At 66.2% G+C, this 18925-nt stretch carries 17 protein-coding genes and 1 other RNA gene; 8 read left to right on the plus strand and 10 right to left on the minus strand.

Annotated elements, in window-relative coordinates; all coding sequences use genetic code 11:
• Window positions 1-45: 45 nt before the first annotated feature.
• Window positions 46-876: a mechanosensitive ion channel family protein gene (locus tag FQK05_RS11165; RefSeq protein WP_158967614.1), complete on the plus strand. Its 831-nt coding sequence runs from the start codon at window positions 46-48 to the stop codon at window positions 874-876.
• A gap of 30 nt (window positions 877-906) precedes the next feature.
• On the plus strand, window positions 907-1668 hold the full coding sequence (locus tag FQK05_RS11170; protein ID WP_158966724.1) for a Stf0 family sulfotransferase: 762 nt from the start codon (window positions 907-909) through the stop codon (window positions 1666-1668).
• Here the strand turns inward: FQK05_RS11170 and FQK05_RS11175 are convergent.
• Window positions 1661-2290: a ribonuclease T2 family protein gene (locus tag FQK05_RS11175; protein WP_158966726.1), complete on the minus strand. Its 630-nt coding sequence runs from the start codon at window positions 2288-2290 to the stop codon at window positions 1661-1663. The genes FQK05_RS11170 and FQK05_RS11175 overlap by 8 nt on opposite strands.
• A gap of 148 nt (window positions 2291-2438) precedes the next feature.
• On the opposite strand from FQK05_RS11175, the gene FQK05_RS11180 reads away from it, so the two are divergent.
• Entirely contained in the window at window positions 2439-3224 is a 786-nt protein-coding gene (locus FQK05_RS11180; protein WP_158966728.1) for a DUF1013 domain-containing protein, read from the plus strand.
• A 168-nt stretch (window positions 3225-3392) separates the two neighbouring features.
• Here the strand turns inward: FQK05_RS11180 and recR are convergent, their stop codons facing one another.
• From recR to FQK05_RS11215, 7 genes are all read right to left on the minus strand, one after another.
• The gene (gene recR / locus FQK05_RS11185) at window positions 3393-3986 is read right to left on the minus strand and encodes a recombination mediator RecR (RefSeq protein WP_158966730.1); all 594 of its coding nucleotides are present in this window, start codon (window positions 3984-3986) and stop codon (window positions 3393-3395) included.
• Window positions 3987-4017: 31 nt separating this feature from the next.
• Complete coding sequence (locus FQK05_RS11190) at window positions 4018-4392, minus strand: YbaB/EbfC family nucleoid-associated protein (protein WP_407644501.1); 375 nt, start codon at window positions 4390-4392, stop codon at window positions 4018-4020.
• An 82-nt stretch (window positions 4393-4474) separates the two neighbouring features.
• Complete coding sequence (locus FQK05_RS11195; RefSeq protein ID WP_158966734.1) at window positions 4475-6250, minus strand: DNA polymerase III subunit gamma/tau; 1776 nt, start codon at window positions 6248-6250, stop codon at window positions 4475-4477.
• 120 nt (window positions 6251-6370) lie between these two features.
• Window positions 6371-7810 (minus strand): DUF1254 domain-containing protein, encoded by a 1440-nt coding sequence (locus tag FQK05_RS11200; protein ID WP_158966736.1) that lies wholly within the window; start codon window positions 7808-7810, stop codon window positions 6371-6373.
• A gap of 286 nt (window positions 7811-8096) precedes the next feature.
• Window positions 8097-9140: a ribosome small subunit-dependent GTPase A gene (rsgA, locus tag FQK05_RS11205; protein ID WP_158966738.1), complete on the minus strand. Its 1044-nt coding sequence runs from the start codon at window positions 9138-9140 to the stop codon at window positions 8097-8099.
• Between the two features lie 225 nt (window positions 9141-9365).
• Window positions 9366-9464, minus strand: an RNA gene (ffs, locus tag FQK05_RS11210) — signal recognition particle sRNA small type.
• A 54-nt stretch (window positions 9465-9518) separates the two neighbouring features.
• Window positions 9519-11459 (minus strand): metallophosphoesterase, encoded by a 1941-nt coding sequence (locus FQK05_RS11215; RefSeq protein WP_158966740.1) that lies wholly within the window; start codon window positions 11457-11459, stop codon window positions 9519-9521.
• A gap of 228 nt (window positions 11460-11687) precedes the next feature.
• Here FQK05_RS11215 and nudC point away from each other — a divergent pair, with 228 nt between their 5' ends.
• Both nudC and FQK05_RS11225 read left to right on the plus strand, forming a co-directional pair.
• Window positions 11688-12671 carry an NAD(+) diphosphatase gene (gene nudC / locus FQK05_RS11220; RefSeq protein WP_158966742.1) on the plus strand — a complete coding sequence of 328 codons (984 nt, stop codon included), beginning with the start codon at window positions 11688-11690 and terminating at the stop codon, window positions 12669-12671.
• A 66-nt stretch (window positions 12672-12737) separates the two neighbouring features.
• Complete coding sequence (locus tag FQK05_RS11225) at window positions 12738-13193, plus strand: SRPBCC family protein (RefSeq protein WP_158966744.1); 456 nt, start codon at window positions 12738-12740, stop codon at window positions 13191-13193.
• A 4-nt stretch (window positions 13194-13197) separates the two neighbouring features.
• Here FQK05_RS11225 and FQK05_RS11230 read toward each other — a convergent pair whose 3' ends face one another.
• Both FQK05_RS11230 and FQK05_RS11235 read right to left on the minus strand, forming a co-directional pair.
• Window positions 13198-13347, minus strand: coding sequence for a hypothetical protein (locus FQK05_RS11230; protein ID WP_158966746.1), 150 nt, complete (start codon window positions 13345-13347; stop codon window positions 13198-13200).
• A gap of 152 nt (window positions 13348-13499) precedes the next feature.
• Window positions 13500-14333, minus strand: a complete 834-nt coding sequence (locus FQK05_RS11235) for a prephenate dehydratase (protein WP_158966748.1) — start codon at window positions 14331-14333, stop codon at window positions 13500-13502.
• Window positions 14334-14522: 189 nt separating this feature from the next.
• Between FQK05_RS11235 and FQK05_RS26055 the strand changes: the two genes are divergently transcribed.
• From FQK05_RS26055 to FQK05_RS11250, 3 genes are all read left to right on the plus strand, one after another.
• Window positions 14523-15494 carry a c-type cytochrome gene (locus FQK05_RS26055; protein ID WP_233270462.1) on the plus strand — a complete coding sequence of 324 codons (972 nt, stop codon included), beginning with the start codon at window positions 14523-14525 and terminating at the stop codon, window positions 15492-15494.
• A gap of 425 nt (window positions 15495-15919) precedes the next feature.
• Complete coding sequence (locus FQK05_RS11245; RefSeq protein WP_158967618.1) at window positions 15920-17812, plus strand: extracellular solute-binding protein; 1893 nt, start codon at window positions 15920-15922, stop codon at window positions 17810-17812.
• A gap of 7 nt (window positions 17813-17819) precedes the next feature.
• On the plus strand, window positions 17820-18923 hold the full coding sequence (locus FQK05_RS11250; RefSeq protein ID WP_158966750.1) for a microcin C ABC transporter permease YejB: 1104 nt from the start codon (window positions 17820-17822) through the stop codon (window positions 18921-18923).
• Window positions 18924-18925: the final 2 nt, after the last annotated feature.

An 18925-nucleotide genomic window follows, 5' to 3' on the forward strand; every position in this document is an offset into this window, starting at 1 on the left:
GAAACGACGGGGCGGAAGTCCAAGGAGAACGAGATGGAAGAAGAAATCCAGGAAGTGCTGAAATATGTTGGCGTCTGGTGGCCCTATGTGATCGAGGCGTGCAAGGCGCTGGCGGTCCTAGTCTTCGGCTGGATCATCGCCCAGTGGGTGTCGGCCGTGGTCGCCAGCCGAATGCGGCGGATGAAACGCGTGGACCCGACCATCGGCACTTTCCTGTCGAGCCTGGTCAAGTGGTTCCTTCTGCTGATGGTCTTCATGGCCGTGCTGGGCATCTTCGGCATCCAGACCACCAGCCTTGTCGCCGCCATCGGTGCCGCCTCGCTGGCGGTCGGGCTGGCATTGCAGGGCACGCTGGGCGACATGGCCGCGGGCTTCATGCTGATCCTTTTCCGCCCCTTCGTCGTGGGCCAGTATGTCCAGGCCGGGGGCGTTTCCGGTACGGTGAAGGAGATCAACCTGTTCTTCACGGAAATGGCGACGCCCGACAACGTCCAGATCATCGTGCCCAACGGCAAGATCTGGGGGTCGGTGATCACCAACTATTCCTTCCACAAGACCCGCCGCTTGGACCTGGTTTTCGGCATCGACTATGGCGACAATATCGACAATGCCATCAGCCTGATCGACAGCCTGGCCCGGGCCGACAGTCGCGTGCACAGCGACCCGGCGCCTTGGATCAAGGTGACGAACCTTGGCGACAGCAGCGTCGACCTGACGGCGCGGCTGTGGTGCGATGCTTCGGACTACTGGGACCTGAAGTTCCAGCTGACCAAGCAGGTAAAGGAAGCCTTCGACAATTCCGGGATCACCATTCCCTTCCCGACCTCGGTTGCGATCTACAAGCCCGAGGGCCCGGCCGGGCCCGGGAACGCCTGAGCCAAGCGGGTCAGTTGGTTGGAGAGCATCATGCCGGACTATGACGGATACATCCTGTGCGGTACGCCGCGGACCGGCAGCACGATGCTGTGCGACCTTCTGGTCCGGACCGGTGTCGCCGGCAGCCCCGACAGCTATTTCATGGACACGGTCAGCCCCTACTGGCTGACCGAATGGTCCTTTCCCGCCCGCGGCGAGGCGGCGGAGGCCGAGTGGAACCGCCGCTATCTCGACAAAGTCATCGAAACCGGCCGGGCGGGGACGGACGTCTTCGCGCTGCGCCTGATGCGGGCGGATGTCGAAGGCCTGTCGGGCTTCCTGGCCCCGCTTTTTCCCGATGCCCCGACCGACCGCGCCCGGCTGGAAGCGGCCTTCGGCCGCCTCCTCTACGTCCATCTGTCGCGCCGGGACCGGCTGGCGCAGGCGGTGTCCTATGTCCGGGCGCGCCAGACCGGCCTCTGGCACGTCGCTCCCGACGGGACCGAAATCGAGCGTCTGGCGCCCCAGGAACCCGACCTTTACGACCACGACCGTATCGCCGCGGAACTGGCGCATCTGGAACGTCTGGCTGGCGCGTGGGATCCGTGGTTCGCCGACCAGGGGATCGAGCCGCTGCGCGTAGTCTACGAGGATCTGGCCGACGACCCGGGTTCGTCGCTTCAACGGATCTGCACGGCGCTGGGCGTGCCCGCGCCCGAAACGGTGACCCCGGGCGTGGCCAAGCTGACCGATCCCACCAATGCCGAATGGATCGCCCGCTTCCGGCGCGAAACCGGGATGTCCGCTACCTGACCGGCGTCAGCAGCGCGTCCTTCAGCGTACAGTCGCGCTGCGCGTCCGGCGCGCAGGCCCGGGGTTCCAGGTCCTTCGTCAGGCACAGCCGTGCCTCGGCAATGGCGCCGTCGGTGCAGGTGATGGTCAGCATGTCAGGCTCCCAGCCCGGATTGACCTCCAGGAACGCCTCTTCCACGACCGAAGCCGGCAGTCGCACCGGCCCCGTCAGTCGGCGCAGCACCTCGGGCCGCTCCACGGAGGCATAAGCCTGCCGTGACAGCGCGAAGTAATCGGCGGCGGACAGACCCGAACATGTGCCGTGCTTCTTCCATTCATGCCAGGCCAGCCCGGCGGTCCCCATGATGTCCGCCATTGCGGCGGTCATCGCCTTGCCGGGCGCGCGCTCCGTGGTCCTGCAATGGGACGGCCAGCCCCGTTCGAACTGCGGCCACAGCCCGTGTAGGATCCAGCCGTGATCGTGCCGGGGACCGCACTGGTCGGAGCCTTTCGCATCTCCTTCGCGCAGGCACCAGTTGGGCGACCACGAGAGGCTGAGCACGTAATAGTCGAAGACGCCGGCCCGCTCGTCCGCCCGGCCGGGCAGGGGAGAAAAGGCGCCAAGGCAGGCCAGCAGACCCATGCCAAGGGCCCGGATTGCCCCTTTCCTTTGGCATTTGCCTTCTCTATATACCGCCAATGTTCCCCCACAAGGTAACTCGTTCCGGATCCGCCGGGACCGTCCGATCCGGGCGACGGGTGAACTTTATGCGAAGGAGACGACGAGGGACATGGCAAAACCGTTGATGGCCAAGGCCACCGCCGTGTGGCTGGTGGATAATACCACGATCAGCTTCAAGCAGATCGCCGATTTCGTGGGGATTCACGAGCTTGAAGTGCAGGGCATTGCCGACGGTGATGTCGCGGTTGGCGTGAAAGGGTTCGACCCGGTCGCGAACAACCAGCTGACCCAGGAAGAGATCGACAAGGCCGAAAAGAACCCGCTGCACAAGCTGGCGCTGAAGTTCAATCCGGCCGCCGTGGGCGAGGAAAAGCGTCGCGGCCCCCGCTATACGCCGCTGTCCAAGCGCCAGGACCGCCCGGCCGCGATCCTCTGGCTGGTGAAGTTCCACCCGGAACTGGCGGATTCGCAGGTCGCCAAGCTGGTGGGCACCACCAAGCCCACGATCCAGTCGATCCGCGAACGCACCCACTGGAACATTGCCAATATCCAGCCCATCGACCCGGTGGCCCTGGGGCTGTGCAAGCAGTCGGAACTGGACGCCGCGGTCCAGAAGGCCGCCGCCAAGCGCGCCGCCGAAGGTGCCCTTATGACCGATGACGAACGCCGCCGCCTGGTCAGCACCGAACAGTCGCTGGGCATGTCGACCGAACCGCGCATCCCGACGGCGATCGAGGGCCTTGAAACCTTCACGCTCGGCGACAGCAACCGCGACGACAAGTCCGACGATGATGACGACAGCGGGGATGAACCCGTCTACGACGCCGAAAGCTTCTTCAACCTGCCCAAGGGCGGTGATGAAGACGACGACGAGGACGAAGACGACCGTCGCTAGGACGTGGCGGCCGGTGGCGGCGGGGTAGACCCCGCCCTGCGCGGCCGCGACCGGCCAGAACCGGGTTCAGGCCCGCCACTTCTTTGGTCTTCAAATACCTCGGGGGAGTCGCGCCGTCAGGCGCGGCCGGGGGCAGGGCCCCCGTCCCCGGCCGCGGCGGACCGGATCTCAAAGATCCTTGCGCGCCCGCATCGCGGCACTGATCGTGCCGTCATCCAGATAATCCAGTTCGCCGCCTATGGGCACGCCCTGCGCCAGCGAGGTCAGCCGCACCCGGCCTTCCAGCTGGTCGGCGATGTAATGCGCCGTGGTCTGGCCATCGACGGTGGCGTTCAGGGCCAGGATGACCTCGGATATCGCTTCGGTGGTCACCCGGTCCATCAGGCGGGGGATGCCCAGATCCTCGGGCCCCACCGAATCCAGTGCCGACAGGGTGCCGCCCAGCACGTGGTAGCGCCCCTTGAACACGCCGGACCGTTCCATGGCCCAAAGGTCGGCCACGTCCTCGACCACGCACAACTCGCCGTTTTCCCGCGCCTCGTTCGCGCAGATGTCGCAGATGTCGGCGGTGCCGACATTGCCGCAGTTCAGGCATTCCCGCGCGGTTTCGGCCACCACCTGCATGGCATCCGCCAAGGGATGCAGAAGCAGCGACCGCTTGCGGATCAGGTGCAGCACCGCCCGCCGGGCCGAACGTGGGCCCAGTCCCGGCAGCTTCGCCATCAGCGCGATCAGTTCCTCGATCGGGTCCGCTACAGCCATGGAATACCTCGGTCAAACGGACCCGAACCGGTCAGAAAGGCAGCTTCATGTCCTTGGGCAGGCCCAGGCTTTCGGTCAGCTTTTCCATCTCCTGCTGGTGACGGACCTGTGCCTTCTGCTGGGCGTCTTTGATCGCGGCCAGGATCAGGTCCTCGACCATCTCCTTCTCGGTCGCCACCAGGATCGACGGGTCGATGTCCAGCGCCTTCAGTTCGCCCTTGGCGGTGCAGGTCGCGGTCACCAGGCCGGCACCGGCCTCGCCCACCACGTTCATGCGGGCCATCTCTTCCTGAAGCTCGACCATCTTGGTCTGCATTTCCTTGGCCGCGCTCATCATCTTGGCCATGTCGCCCAGACCGCCAAGTCCGCCCAGTCCCTTCAGCATCTCGATATCCTTTTTCTGCATGGGGCCGCCGGGGGCCCTGAAAATCTGTCCGGAGATAGGCAAAGCATGCCTGTTCCACAAGGCATTCCGCGTGGAGCGGACGTCAGTCGTCGTCGAACGGGTCCCATTCATCGGGCACCTCGGGCAGGGCTTCCGCCTCGGCCTGGGCGGCCAGTTCGGCCTGGGTATGGACCTCCAGCAGCTTGGCCTTGGGAAAATGCTCCAGCACCGACTGCACCATGGGGTGGGCCAGCGCCTCGTTCCGCAGCGCGGTCTTGGCGGCGTCGTTCACCTCGGAAATCGACGGCGCGCCGCCGCTGGACACGACCGAGATCGCCCAGCGGTTCCCGGTCCAGGCCTGCAGCCGCGCGCCCAGACGCTGGGACAGGTCGGCCGGCGCAGTCTCGGCGGGTTCGAACTCGATCCGGCCGGGCTGATAGCTGACCAGGCGGACATCGTTTTCCACGTCGATCAGAAGTTTCACGTCGCGGTGCGACCGGATGAGTTCGACGACATGGTGGAAGGTCGGAAAATGGGCCAGCGCATGGGCCGCATCGGCCCGGACCGCCTGTGCCGTGGGCGCGCCCGCGCCCGAGGACACCGACCGTGTGCGCATCGCAGGCGCCGGTGCGCTGCCCGACACGTGCGCCGAAGCACTGGCCGACGGCCCGCCGTTGCCACCGCGCGGTCCCGGCGCGGGGCCACGGGTCGGCATCGTGGGCGCGTTATGGATCGTGCGGACCAGTTCCTCGGGCGAGGGCAGGTCGGCCACATGGGTCAGGCGGATGATCGCCATCTCGGCTGCCATCATGGAATTCGGGGCGGCGGCGACCTCTTCCAGCGCCTTCAGCAGCATCTGCCACATCCGCGACAGCGCCCGCATCGGCAGGCCCGCGGCCATGGCGACGCCGCGGTCGCGTTCGTCCGGCGATACGGTCGGATCCTCGGCCGCATCCGGCGTGATCTTCACGACCGACACCCAGTGCGTGATCTCTGCCAGATCGCGCAGCACCGCCATCGGGTCGGCGCCTTCGGCATATTGCGACCCCAGCTCCTGCAGCGCACCCGCCGCGTCGCCCTTCAGGATCATGTCCATCAGGTCCAGCACCCGGCCGCGATCCGCCAGGCCCAGCATGGCGCGCACCTGTTCGGCCGTCGTTTCGCCCGCACCATGGCTGATCGCCTGGTCCAGAAGCGAGGTCGCGTCGCGCGCGGATCCTTCGGCGGCGCGCGTGATCAGCGCCAGCGCGTCATCGGCGATCTGCGCGCCTTCGGCCACGGCGATGCGGCGCATCAGGCCGATCATGTCCTCGGGCTCGATCCGGCGCAGGTCGAAGCGCTGGCAACGGGACAGGACCGTGACCGGGACCTTGCGGATCTCGGTCGTGGCAAAGATGAACTTCACGTGGGCGGGGGGTTCTTCCAGCGTCTTCAAGAGCGCGTTGAACGCGCTGGTCGACAGCATGTGAACTTCGTCGATGATGTAGATCTTGTAGCGCGCCTTGGCGGCGGCATAGTGGACGCTTTCGATGATCTCGCGGATGTCGTTCACGCCGGTGCGGGACGCCGCGTCCATCTCCAGCACGTCGACATGGCGGCCTTCCATGATCTCGCGGCAGTTCTCGCAGACCCCGCAGGGTTCGGTCGTGGGCTGGCCGTTGCCGTCCGGACCAGTACAGTTGATGCCCTTGGCGATGATCCGCGCGGTCGTCGTCTTCCCCGTCCCGCGGATGCCGGTCATGATGAAGGCCTGCGCGATCCGCCCCGCCTGGAAGGCGTTCTTCAGGGTGCGCACCATGGCATCCTGACCCACGAGATCCGCGAAGGTCTCGGGGCGGTATTTCCGGGCAAGCACCTTGTAGGCGGGCTGATCGGTCATGACGACTCCGGTCTTGAGGTCCGTGGCAGAGTACGGCCCCGCCGGACCCGAGCGCAACCGCCCCCGAAGAGGAAAGACGCGCGGCACGGGGCCGCCGCGCGTCGGGTCACCGCGGCCGGGTCAGTTCGCCGCCTTGGCGATGGCCGGGGGCGCCCACTGGCCGGTAGTGACGGTGCGGTGCGGCGCGTACAGGCGCATGGTCACGTTGAACGGGCCCTTGGGCGTGGGCAGCCAGTTGTCTTGCCTGTCGGGCCCGGGGCTTTCGTTCTGGAAATAAAGGTCGAGAGACCCGTCGGCATTGGTCTTCAGGTCCATCCAGCTCGACAGTGCGAAACGGTTCAGGTCGTTGGCGACCTGAAAGCCGTCGTTGTCATAGACCGTGACCGACCAGAAGGCATCGACCGGCGGGATCTGGTCCTTCTCGAAATGCAGGACATAGTCGTGCTTTCCCGCATCCAGCGCATCGCCATCGGCATCCGAGACCGAAATCGGATAGACCGCGTCCTGGGGCTGGTTGATGCCCAGGCCGATATCGGCCACGACGGCGCGCTTCAGATAGTTGTTGCCGAAGACGCCCACGGATTCGGTGTCCATCGACCAGCCGTTGACCACCGTCGACACCCGCGGAGCTTTCCACGCGATCAGCTTCAGCGCGGTTTCGGGGGCGGCGTTCAGCGCGGCCTGCACCACCGGATCGGCCTTGTCGAAGTCGAAGCTGTCGCCTTCGACGATGCCCAGGCGCTTCATCCGTTCCAGCATCGACACGTCGGTGATGTGGGGCGGTTCGGTCTTCATCAGCTCGGCCGCAGCGGTAAAGAAGGTTTCGCCGTCCATCTTCTTGATCTGGATCTTGGGCGGTGTCGCGATGTCGGTGCCCGGGATCGGATCGTGCTTGGGCGCCTCGTAGGGCTGTCCCCATTTTTCCAGCGGCATCAGCTTGTAACCAGCCTGGATCTTGTGGACGGCGTCATAGTCCTGAGGACCGTCCGTCTTGGTTCGGCCGATCAGCCACAGGTGGCGCGTCGGCGCGCCAATGACGGTCGAATTCTCGGGCAGCCCGTAGGTTTCGACAAGTTTGCCCTTCAGATCGGGGCGCCAGTCCGGCGGGACGAGGATGAAGTTCTGCGCGTCGGTCCCGGTGGTGCGCCAGCCGGGGGCGGCGAAGGTGTCGGTCCACATGTCCAGAAACGGCATCAGGTAGTAGCGGCCACCGGTGTCGGGCACCGACAGGACCATAGGACCGCCGGTCAGATCGATGAAGGCCGATGAATAGAGCGTGTCGAAATTGGGCCGGACGACGGTCCTGTCCGCCGCGGTGGGGTAGGTCGGGATGTTGTCGATCAGGTTCATCGCTCCGCCGCCGAAGGCACCGGCCCCTTCGGGAAGGCTGACCAGCTGGCGGCGGGTCAGGTCCATCGTGACCAGCGGGTAGAAATAGAGATAAGCATCGACGGCGATGGCATCGGCCTCGTCGCGGGTCAGGTCGGCCGCAAGGGCCGGCTGGCCCAGGGCCGTGACGAGGGAAAGCGCGGCGCCGGCCGCAAGGGACAATAGCTTCATCGGGACCTCCGGAAATCGAAGCGGTACTCGTCGGTCCGGCCAGAACGGTGGCCGGTCTCTGTGGTGTTATCATGCAAAGGCGGGTGGGTATTCACCTTTCAGAAGGTTGTGAATATCGGCCAGCGGGGATGCATCTTTCGGATGGCGCGGGGCCGGCGAAGGCGGCGGTGGCGGGCGGCGCGCGGTCCGGCATGACGGCCCCGACCGTTTGCACCGCCCGCTTGCCCCGGCAGCCCTGCTTGCGCAGGGCTGCCTTGCGGAACCGCCCCGTCCGCGTCTTCGGCGGTCAGCGGCGGTCCTTCTTCTCGCGCGTGACCTGGCGGACCATCTTGCCGAAGGCCCGGCCCCGGGCGCGGGCCTGGGCGATGGTTTCCGAATTGTGCCGGTCCTCGCGCCGCAGTTTCTGCCAGCGGGCCAGCCGGTCCGGTGACAGGTTGCCATCGGCTATGGCCGCCTGGACCGCGCAGCCCGGCTCGGTTTCGTGCGTGCAGTCGCCGAAGCGGCACTGCGCCGCGAGGTCCGCGATGTCGTCGAAAACCTGGTCGATGCCGTCCTCCACCCCCGTCAGGCGCAGGGCACGCATGCCGGGTGTGTCGATCAGCCAGCCGCCCGCCGGCAGGCGGTAGAGCGCGCGGGATGTCGTGGTGTGCCGGCCCTTGGCGTCGTCCTCGCGGATGCCCTGGGTTGCCAGCGCCTGACCGGTCAGCGTGCCGACCAGCGTCGACTTGCCGACGCCGGACGATCCGACACAGGCCAGCGTCTGACCCTTGCCGCACCAGTCGGCCAGCGCCCCGGCCGCCGCGGGATCGCGAGCGTCCAGCGCCACGTGGGGCACCGTCCGGGCGACCTTTCGCAGGGCGTCCTGCACCAGATCGGGATCGGCGCAGAGGTCGGACTTCGTCACCACGATCAGCGGCTGGGCTCCGGCCGCATGGGCCAGCGCCAGATAGCGTTCCAGCCGCGCCGGGTTGAAGTCGGCATTGGCCGAGGTGACGATCAGCAGCGTATCGACATTGGCCGCTATCAGCTGGTCCACAGCCCCGGTCCCGGCCGCGCGCCGTTTCAGCAGGCTGGTGCGGTCCAGTACGCGGGACATCCGGCCCGTGTCCGGGGCATAAAGCACCCAGTCGCCCACGGCCGTATCACCGGCCGGAAGGTCGGGCGGCAGGGTCAGGTCGACGGGACCGTCGGCCGACAGGCCTTCGAGTCGCGACCGGTGGACGGCGGCGATGCGCGCCGGGCGAAGGGTTTCGAAATCTGCCAGGCTCAACTGGCTCTGGAACTGCGCGGACCAGCCGAGGTCCGGCAGCGTGTAGGAAGGGTGGGTCAATGGTCTGCCCTGTCATCTGAACATGCATAAGGGCGCGCTGCGGATGTCGCGGCGCGCGTGTCAGACGGGGCAATCCCTGCCGGTTTTCCGGCGACCGGGTGTCAGGCTGAATGTCGGCCGCGTTCAGGCGGCAGCGGTGCCCCGATGGGAAACACGGACAATCATGACGTTCCTTTCGTGCTTCGCGTGGAGGGCCCGGGGATGAACCGGCGGGCCCGGGGCTGAAGGTGAGAGGCTGGACAACGACCCAAGCGGGGCTCGTTACGGCTGCTTCCTTCCGGATCTGACCGGGTTGGCGAGGCGCTTACCCGCGCCAACCTCTCAAGGCCCGATATAGGAGATGGGCGCGCGAGGTGCAAGACAGGGCTGCCACGTTGCCTAACGCGACAGGTCGAGCCGCAGGGACAGGAATCCGCCGCTGCCATTGTCGCTGGTGTCCAGCAGCCGTGCGCCCAGATCGGACAGGTGCGCACGGGCGCCCGGGCCAGTGGGGACGCGGACGGTGGTGCCGGGCAGCGGGGCGAAGCGCCATGGGCCGTCAGCGTCCGGCACGACAGCTTCGGCGTCCCTGGCGCGCGCCAGATAGCGGCGCAGGGCGCCGCGGGCGCCGACCGGGGGCAGCGACAGCTGCGTGACGCCGTCCAGCGCCCGGATGTGCCCCCCGCCCGCGGCGCGGTAGCCGCTGGTGATCACGGCGAAGCGGTCGTCGGGCCTGCCCTTGCCGGACAGCCGGATACGTGCTGCCGGGCCTAGCGCCATGCCATTGGCGGCGAAGCCCGCGGGGCGGCCGACGTCGATGGCGTAGTCGAGGCCGAAGAGCATGTCGAACTGGTGCCCGGCCCAGAGCGGGTCCAGCAACGGTGCGTCCTGCGCCCCGGCCGCGACCTGCAGGAAGCCGGAGGCGGACTGTTCCAGCCACAGTTTAGCCCGCTCGCGGGTCAGGATCACCACGGCCAGCCCGTCGGCAAAGGGGCAAAGGTCGGCCACGTGGCGTTCCAGCAGCGGCCCGGCCGGGACGTCGGTATAGAAACCGGGCCCGGCCAGCCCTCCGGTCCGCGCAGGCGACAGCGCCACAAGAAGCGGCAGGTCCCCGGCCCCGGTTCCGGACAGGTGAGGGCGGACGGCCTCTTTCTGGGCCGCGGCCAGAAGTGACAGGCTGCGGTCCGCGGCGAAGAGGCTGAAATAGCTGTGAAGCGGGGCGCCGGTCGCGCCAAGGGGGCGCGACATGCAGGCGCGTGTCCGGGCGTGGCCCGGCTGCAGAACCCTGGCCAGCCCTGCATCCTCCGGCGCATCGCCGGAAACACTGCGCAGCTGCGAGGTGCCACCGGCGGCCTGCCATTTGCCATCCTCGCCGCGGATCAGGTCCAGGTCGATCACCCCCAGCAGCCGCCCGCCTGCGCCGGGCATGACGGTGGGCTTGCCATGGACCAGCCCGGCCTTTGCATCGACGTGGGCAAGGCCTTCGTGGTCCGGCCCGGGAAAGCGGCGATGGGTGTGGCCCGCGACCACGGCGTCGATGCCGTCCAGCGCCGCCACCGGCAGGACGGCGTTTTCCATGCCCGGCTTCGCCTCGGCCGCGCCAAAGCCGGTATGGGCCAGCGCCAGGATCACGTCGCAGTCCTTGTTCCGCAGACGCGCCACGGTGGCACGGGCGGCGTTGACCATGTCGCCGACCTCGATCTGGCCATTTGTGGCATGGGCCACCCAGGTGCGGGTCTGGGGCGGCAGCAGCGACAGGACACCCACCCGCAGCGGCCCGGCAGGTCCGGCGACCACGTCCAGCACGGTGTGATCGGACAGGTCCGGGAAGGCGGGGCCGTCGGGGCCGGTGTTCAGCACCAGATTCGACGACAGGACGGGGCAGGGGGCGGCGGTCAGCGCCCGCGCCAGTGCCGGCAGGCCGAAGTCGAAATCGTGATTGCCCAGGCCCAGCACGTCATAACCCAGATGGCCAAAGGCCAGCATGGCCGGGTGGGGGGCGTCCTTGTCGCCGCTCTTGTCCCCGTGGGTGTCACCCTCCGGGTCCAGATCCGACCAGGGCAGGGCCGCGACGTCCCCCATGGGCGTACCCTGCAGGGCATCGCCATTGTCGACCAGCAGGACGGCGGCATCGCCGGCCTCGGCCCGGGCTTTTGCGATCAGGGGCGCCAGCCGGGTCAGCCCCGCCGCGGGATCCGGGCGGTCGGCGAAATAGTCGTGGCCAGTCAGGTTCATGTGGAGGTCGGTTGTCGCCAGGATGCGCAGCCGCGCGGTTGCAGGACCACCGACACGCGTATTCGCGTCGCGGGAGGCCGGCGAATGGTTCGTCGTGGCGGTCACAGTCTGTCCCTGTCTTCGGGCCCGGTCTTCGGCTTCTTTTTTCGCCCGCCGTTCCGGCGATGCCGCGATGCGGGAGCGTAACCGGGAAGGGGCGGCCGTTCCAAGCGGCTTGCGGCAGCATTGCATCATCGCGCGACACTCCGGCGCGGGGATCGGTCACTTCCCGTTGGCGCAACCTCCCGGACTGCGCTAGCACTCGTCGGGCGCTGGCACGGACAGGAGGACCCCATGAAACATGCCGAGACGGTGACCTTCGGCGGATCGGGTTTCGACCGTGCCGCCCATATCCGTACCGATGCGTCGGCCCTGCAGGCCGAAATGGACCATCCCCGCGCCGCCGCCATGCTGCTGTGGCGGGGCAAGCCCATGGTCCAGGGGCCGGGGCAAAGCAACCTGGCGCTGGTGCCGCTGAAGCATCCGCTGCTGTCCAGGGGGCTGGGTCACCATGTGCCCGACCCGATCTACCTGGGTCGCGAGGAAGACGGCTCGCCCCTCTTTGCCTGCGACATCTCGCGGTGGGAGCCGGAGGGGCAGGACATCTCGACCATCGGGCAGTTCGTAGATCCTTCGCTGCAGCACCACCCGGCCTTCCCCGACGACTGTGTTTTCGTCGAGATCCGCCGCGCCATGGTTCGCCTGTCGCCGCGCGACGCGGAACTGATGGCCATGGCCAAGGCTCTGGTCGGCTGGCACGAGATCCACCCGTTCTGCGCGCGCTGCGGCGATGCGACGGTGATCACCCATGCCGGCTGGCAGCGGGATTGCACGTCCTGCGGCGGGTCGCACTTTCCGCGGACCGATCCCGTGGTGATCATGCTGATCGTCGATGGCGAGGACGTGCTGCTGGGCCGGTCGCCGCAATGGCCGGTGGGGATGTATTCGCTGCTGGCGGGATTCGTCGAACCGGGCGAGACGCTGGAAGCCGCCGTCCGCCGCGAGGTGTTCGAGGAAGCGGGCGTGAAGGTGGGGCAGGTCGGCTATCTTGCATCCCAGCCCTGGCCCTTCCCGGCCTCGCTGATGTTCGGCTGCATCGGCCATGCCACCAGCCGCGAGATCAGCGTGGACAGAAACGAGATCGAGACCGCCCGCTGGGTCAGCCGCAGCGAGATGGTCCAGGTTTTTGCCGGCGAACATCCTGACATCCGCCCCCCGCGCCCCGGCGCCATCGCGCAGTTCCTGCTGGAAAACTGGGTGGCGGACACGCTGGACTGAGACGCGTGAAAGCGTCATACATTCCAGTGACTTGATCGTGCAGCTACAGAAGGCGGATCCGGGCGTATGGAGTTTACCGGTGCGGACGACATCGCGGCCCCCCTGGCCCGGGTCTACGAGTTGTTAACTGATTTCGAACATTTCGAACGCCAGGCGATCCGCCGCGGCGTCGACGTCAACCGGATCGGCGCGGCCGGGGACGGCCTTCAGGGGCTGGCCTGGGAATCCCGGTTTTCGTTGCGGGGACGGGCGCGGAAGGTGCGGCTGGACCTGGTTCGCGTGGATCCGCCGTCGCTGCTGGGCTTCGCCGCGGTCAGTCAGGGCATGAAGGCCACCATGGACATCGAACTGATCGCCCTGTCGTCGTCGCGGACGCGCATGACGGTCAAGCTGGGCATCGAAGCCAGGACCTTTTCGGGCCGCCTGATGCTTCAGCCGCTTCGGCTGGGTCAGCGCAAGGCCATGCGTCGCTTCAACCGCCGGATCCAGGACTTCGCCCGGGCGCTGGAAGAACGGGCCTGACCGCTCAGGACAGGGCCGGAACGGCCCGCCCGATTGCCGCCTTCTGAAAATCCGTCAGGTCCAGTTCCATCCGGTCGGTGACCACCCAGAACAGGAAACTCTCCACCTCGGACCGCGGGACGCCTGCAGCCAACCTGCCGGCAGCATGCAGCATGTCCCTTTCGTATTCATCCGCGAACGGGGCATCCACCCAATCGCGGCGGCCGGGCCGGATTATCCCGATGGGGTCCCAGCAGGCCCAGCCGATCTATCTCAGGCGGCGAAGCGCTGGATCGTCCGTTTCGACCGCGCCCTCCGCCCGAAGGGTCATTTGCGGCCGGGATCGGCCGGGTAGACACCCAGGATTTCTAGGTTGTTGGTGAAGTAATCCAGTTCTTCCAGCGCGCGGCGCAGGTTCGGGTCATCGGGATGGCCTTCGACATCGGCATAGAACTGGGTCGCCGTGAAGGACCCGTTCAGCATGTAGCTTTCCAGCTTGGTCATGTTTACGCCATTTGTCGCGAAGCCGCCCATCGCCTTGTAAAGCGCGGCCGGGATGTTCCTGACATCGAAGATGAAACTGGTGATCATGCCGTGGTCGCCGCGGCGGCTGTGATCGGCCTCGGGCGACATCAGCAGGAATCGGGTGGTGTTGGTCGAGTTGTCCTCGATATGGCGCGCCACCACCTCCAGCCCGTAGATCTCGCCCGCCAGTTCGCTGGCCAGCGCCGCAGTCGTCGGCTTGCCTTCCCTGGCGACGACCATGGCAGAGCCCGCGGTGTCGGCGCCGACGATCCGGCGCAGCTTGTGCTGGGTCAGGAACGTGCGGCACTGGCCCAGAAGGACCGTGTGGCTCATCGCGTGGGTGATCTGTTCCAGCTTGACGCCCGGAAGGGCCAGCAGGTTGATGTGCACCCGGACGAAATGTTCCTCGATGATGTGCAGGCCCGATTGCGGCAGCAGCGTGTGGATGTCGGCCACGCGGCCATAGGTCGAGTTTTCGACCGGCAGCATCGCCAGGTCGGCCTTGCCCTCGCGCACCGCGTCGATCGTGTCCTCGAAGGTGCGGCAGGGCAGGGCCTCCATCTCGGGGCGCGCGCGGCGGCAGGCTTCGTGGCTGTAGGCGCCGGGTTCCCCCTGGAAGGCGATGCGGGCGGTCATGGTCGAACTGTCCTTCTTGTGATCCCGACGGGCCGGCAAACCCGGTAACATGCGCCTGCCGCGGGACAATACGCTGTCGGACCTGCCTGACGGTCGATTGGTCGCGGTGTCTATACCTTGCCTCGCGCGAGGGGAAGCCTTAGACGGTTTGCAAAGCGAACAACTGGATACGCGACCAATATGGATACGATGACATCAACCAAGGTGGTGGCCGGGTTCTGCGGGGCGCTGCTGATCTTCCTGCTGGCCAAATGGGTTTCGGCCGGCATCTACCATGTCGAGATCGAGGGCGAACCGTCCTATGTCATCGCGGTTGAAGAATCGGGCGACGGCCACGGATCCAAGGATGCCGCTCCGGCAAAGACCTTCGACGACTACCTGGCCGAGGCCAGCGTCGACAAGGGCGAGCGGGTGTTCAAGAAATGCTCGGCCTGCCACAAGCCGGCCGAAGGCCAAAACGGCGTCGGCCCGTCGCTCTACCACATCGTGGACGAGCCGGTGGCAGACGTTGCAGGCTACAACTTCTCGGACGCGATGAAGGGCATCGGCGGCGAATGGACGCCCGAGCGCCTGAACGACTTCCTGACCAAGCCGCAGACCTATGTTCCGGGCACCGCCATGGGCTTCCCGGGCCTGCCGAGCGAGGAAGACCGCGCAAACGTGATCCTGTACCTGGCCAGCCTGTCGCCCGAAGCTGACGCGGCGCAGAAGATCCAGGAGGCCGCAAAGGCCAAGGTCGAGGCGGCCGCCGCTGCTGCACCGGCCGCCGACGATCACGCCGCAGCTGCCGGTGGCGACGCTGCCGCGGCTCCGGCGGGCGAAGACTTTGCTGCCATGGTCAAGGCGTCCGATCCGGCCAAGGGCGAGCGTGTCTTCAAGAAGTGCGCGGCCTGCCACTCGCCCGAGCAGGGCAAGAACGGCGTCGGCCCGTCACTCTACGGCATCGTGAACGAGCCGGTGGCGGACGTCGCAGGCTATGCGTTCTCGGATGCGATGAAGGCCATCGGCGGCGACTGGACGCCGGACCGCCTGAACGAATTCCTGACCAAGCCGCAGACCTACGTGAAGGGCACCAAGATGGGTTTCCCGGGCCTGCCGAAGGAAGAAGACCGCGCTGCCGTGGTCGCCTACCTGGAAAGCCTGGGCGGGGAAGCGCACTGAACGGGCCGTCAGGTCAGAGAGCATTCAAAGGGTCGCCCCGCGGGCGGCCCTTTTTTGTTTCGGGGTGTCATGCCGGCTTTGTTACAATGGTCCGGCGGTGATTTCGGTCCGTATGCGACAAGGGGAGACCTGAAAAAATCGCCGAATGCCAAGAGCTTGACGTGATTGGGCCCGCGACGCCCGGCCGCTGGAACCATCCCGCGATTTCACGATTTTCTCAGTGTCTCTCGCCTTGATCATCCCGGGTCCGGGGATTTAGCTAGGACAGACAACGAATGCGGCGCGAAGCCGCAACACGCAGAGAGGAAGAGCCGATGCACCGTCCCCGCAGAGACCTGCGCCTGACCACCGAAGCTCTGACCGGGCCCGTGACCGTTGGAGCGGCCGTGTCCCGATGGCGCCGCGAGAGGGGGACGGGACGGGCGATGCGGCTTGGTGCGGCCCTGCTGGCCACGGTGATGCTGGCAGCTCCCCTGCCTGCACCGCTGTCGGCCCAGACCACCGCGTCGGACGGCACGCCGGTGGACGGCGAGCTGATCGTATCCCACGGCTATTCCTTCTTTGGCGATCTGAAATATCCGGCAGATTACACGCACCTGGACTATGTGAACCCGGACGCGCCGAAAGGCGGAGAGATCGTCCTGTCCAGGGTCGGTACGTTCGATTCCATGAACCCCTATTCCCGCAAGGGCCGCGGCGCCGCGCTGAGTACCATCATGTACGAGACGCTGCTTGACGGCACGCTGGATGAATACAACGAAAATTACGGTCTTCTGGCAGAAAGCGTCGAATACCCGGCAGACAAGAGCTGGGTCATCTTCCACATGCGGCCCGAGGCCCGGTTCTCGGACGGGACGCCGGTGACGGCCCATGACGTGCTGTTCTCGCACAACCTGTTGCTGGAGCAGGGGCTGAAGTCCTATGCCGAGGCGGTGAAGCGGCTGATCCCCGAAGCCGAGGTGATCGACGACCACACGATCAAGTTCTACTTTGCCGACGGAGTGTCGCGCCGCAGCCTGATCGAGCAGGTCGGCGGCGTGCCGGTCTGGTCAAAGAAGTGGTACGAGGAAACCGGCGCCCGCCTGGACGAGCCGCGGCTTGAAACCTCTCCCGGGTCGGGGCCCTATGTCGTCGACACCGTCGATGTGAACCGGCGTGTGATCTTCAAGCGGAACCCCGATTACTGGGGCAAGGACCTTCCGATCACCCAGGGCCGGTCCAACTTTGACCGTATCCGGGTAGAATACTTCGGCGACGACACGGCGGCGATGGAGGCGTTCAAGGCGGGTATCGTGACCTTCCGCCCGGAAGGGGATGCCAAGCTGTGGGCTACGTCCTATGATTTTCCGAAAATCCAGAAAGGCATCGTGAAGAAGGAAGAACTGGACGACGGCACGCCGCCGACGCCCACCGGTTTCGTCTTCAACATGGGCCGGCCGATCATGCAGGACAAACGCGTCCGCGAGGCGCTGGCCCTGGGCTACAATTTCGAGTGGACCAACGAATCGCTGCAGTACGGGCTGTTCAGCCAGCGGTCGTCCTTCACGCAGAATTCGGCGCTAGAGGCCAAGGGGCCGCCGGAAGGCGCCGAGCTGGAGCTTCTGAAATCGCTGGGAGATCTGGTCCCGCCCGAGATGCTGACAGAGCCGGCCCGTATGCCGCATACGTCGAACGGCGAACGGCTGACCGACCGCCGCAACCTGCGCGCGGCCATGAAATACCTGGACGAGGCGGGCTGGCCCGTGGGCAAGGACGGCAAGCGCCATAACGCTGCCGGCGAACCCTTGCGCGTGACATTTCTGTTCAACACCGCGAACGAAACCGAACTGGGCCCCATCGTTGAAAGCTATGTCGCCAATCTTCGCAGCATGGGGATCGACGTGAACCTCGAAAAGGTGGACCCGGCGCAGTACACGCTTCGGGAACGTGACCGCGATTACGACATGATCTTCGACAGTTATCGGGAATTCCTGGGCGCCGGGACCGGCCTGCCGCAGCAATACGGCTCGGAACAGGCATCCTTCTCGCTGTTCAATCCGGCCGGGCTGGCCAGTCCGCTGGTCGACGCCACGATCGAGGCCGCGTTGCGGTCGACGACGCTGGAAGAAGAACAGGCGGCCCTGATGGCACTGGACCGGTCGCTGCGCTATGAATTCGTGATGGTCCCGGTCTGGTACAAGGACAAGATCTGGGTCGCCTATTACGACGAATTCGAACATCCCGAGGTCCTGCCGCCCTTCGACATCGGGTTCCTGGATTTCTGGTGGGTGGACGCCGACAAGGCCGCCAAGCTGAAATCCGAAGGCGCGATCAGGTAACGGGACAATGGGTGCCTATATCCTTCGTCGGCTGCTGCTGGTGATCCCCACGCTGCTGGGGGTGATGATCATCAACTTCGCGCTGGTGCAATTCATGCCGGGCGGGCCTGTCGAACAGGCCATAGCCCGCGCCCAGGGGCAGGGCGACGTCTTCGGCAGCTTTGCCTCGGGCGACACGACCCAGCTTCCCGGTGGGGACATGAGCGGGGCGGCCGCCGACGTCAACAGCCGCTATATCGGTGCCCGCGGCCTGCCCCCGGAATTCATCAAGCAGCTGGAAAAGGAATACGGACTGGACAAGCCGCCCGTTCAGCGCTTCCTGCTGATGCTGGGGAACTATGTGCGCCTGGACTTTGGCGAGAGCTATTTCCGCAAGATTTCCGTGGTGGATCTGGTGCTGGAAAAGATGCCGGTTTCGATCTCGCTTGGCCTGTGGTCGACGCTGATCGCCTATCTGGTGTCGATCCCGCTGGGGATACGCAAGGCGGTCAGGGACGGGTCCCACTTCGACACATGGACATCGGGTCTGATCATCGTGGCCTATGCGATCCCCGGGTTCCTGTTCGCGATCCTCTTGCTCGTGCTTTTCGCCGGCGGATCCTATTGGCAGATCTTCCCGCTTCGGGGACTTGTCTCGGACGATTGGGAAAGCCTCAGCTGGCCGGCGAAGATCGGCGACTATTTCTGGCACATCACGCTGCCAGTTCTGGCGTCCACCATTTCCGCCTTTGCCACGCTGACGCTTCTGACCAAGAACAGTTTCCTGGATGAGATCCGCAAGCAATACGTGATCACCGCGCGCGCCAAGGGCCTGTCGGAACATCGGGTGCTTTACGGGCACGTCTTCCGCAACGCCATGCTGATCGTCATCGCGGGCTTCCCTGCAGTCTTCATCGGCGTCTTCTTCGGCGGCTCGCTGATCATCGAGACGATCTTCTCGCTCGACGGTCTGGGGCGGCTGGGATACGAGGCCGCGGTGGCGCGGGACTATCCGATCGTCTTCGGGACCCTGTTCATGTTCGGGCTGATCGGGCTGGTGGTCGGGATCATTTCCGACATGATGTACGTGATCGTCGATCCAAGGATCGACTTCGAACGGCGAGAGGGCTGAGC

Origin of the sequence: Chachezhania sediminis, from assembly GCF_009765275.1 — a bacterium.
In the GTDB taxonomy this organism is placed as follows: domain Bacteria; phylum Pseudomonadota; class Alphaproteobacteria; order Rhodobacterales; family Rhodobacteraceae; genus Chachezhania; species Chachezhania sediminis.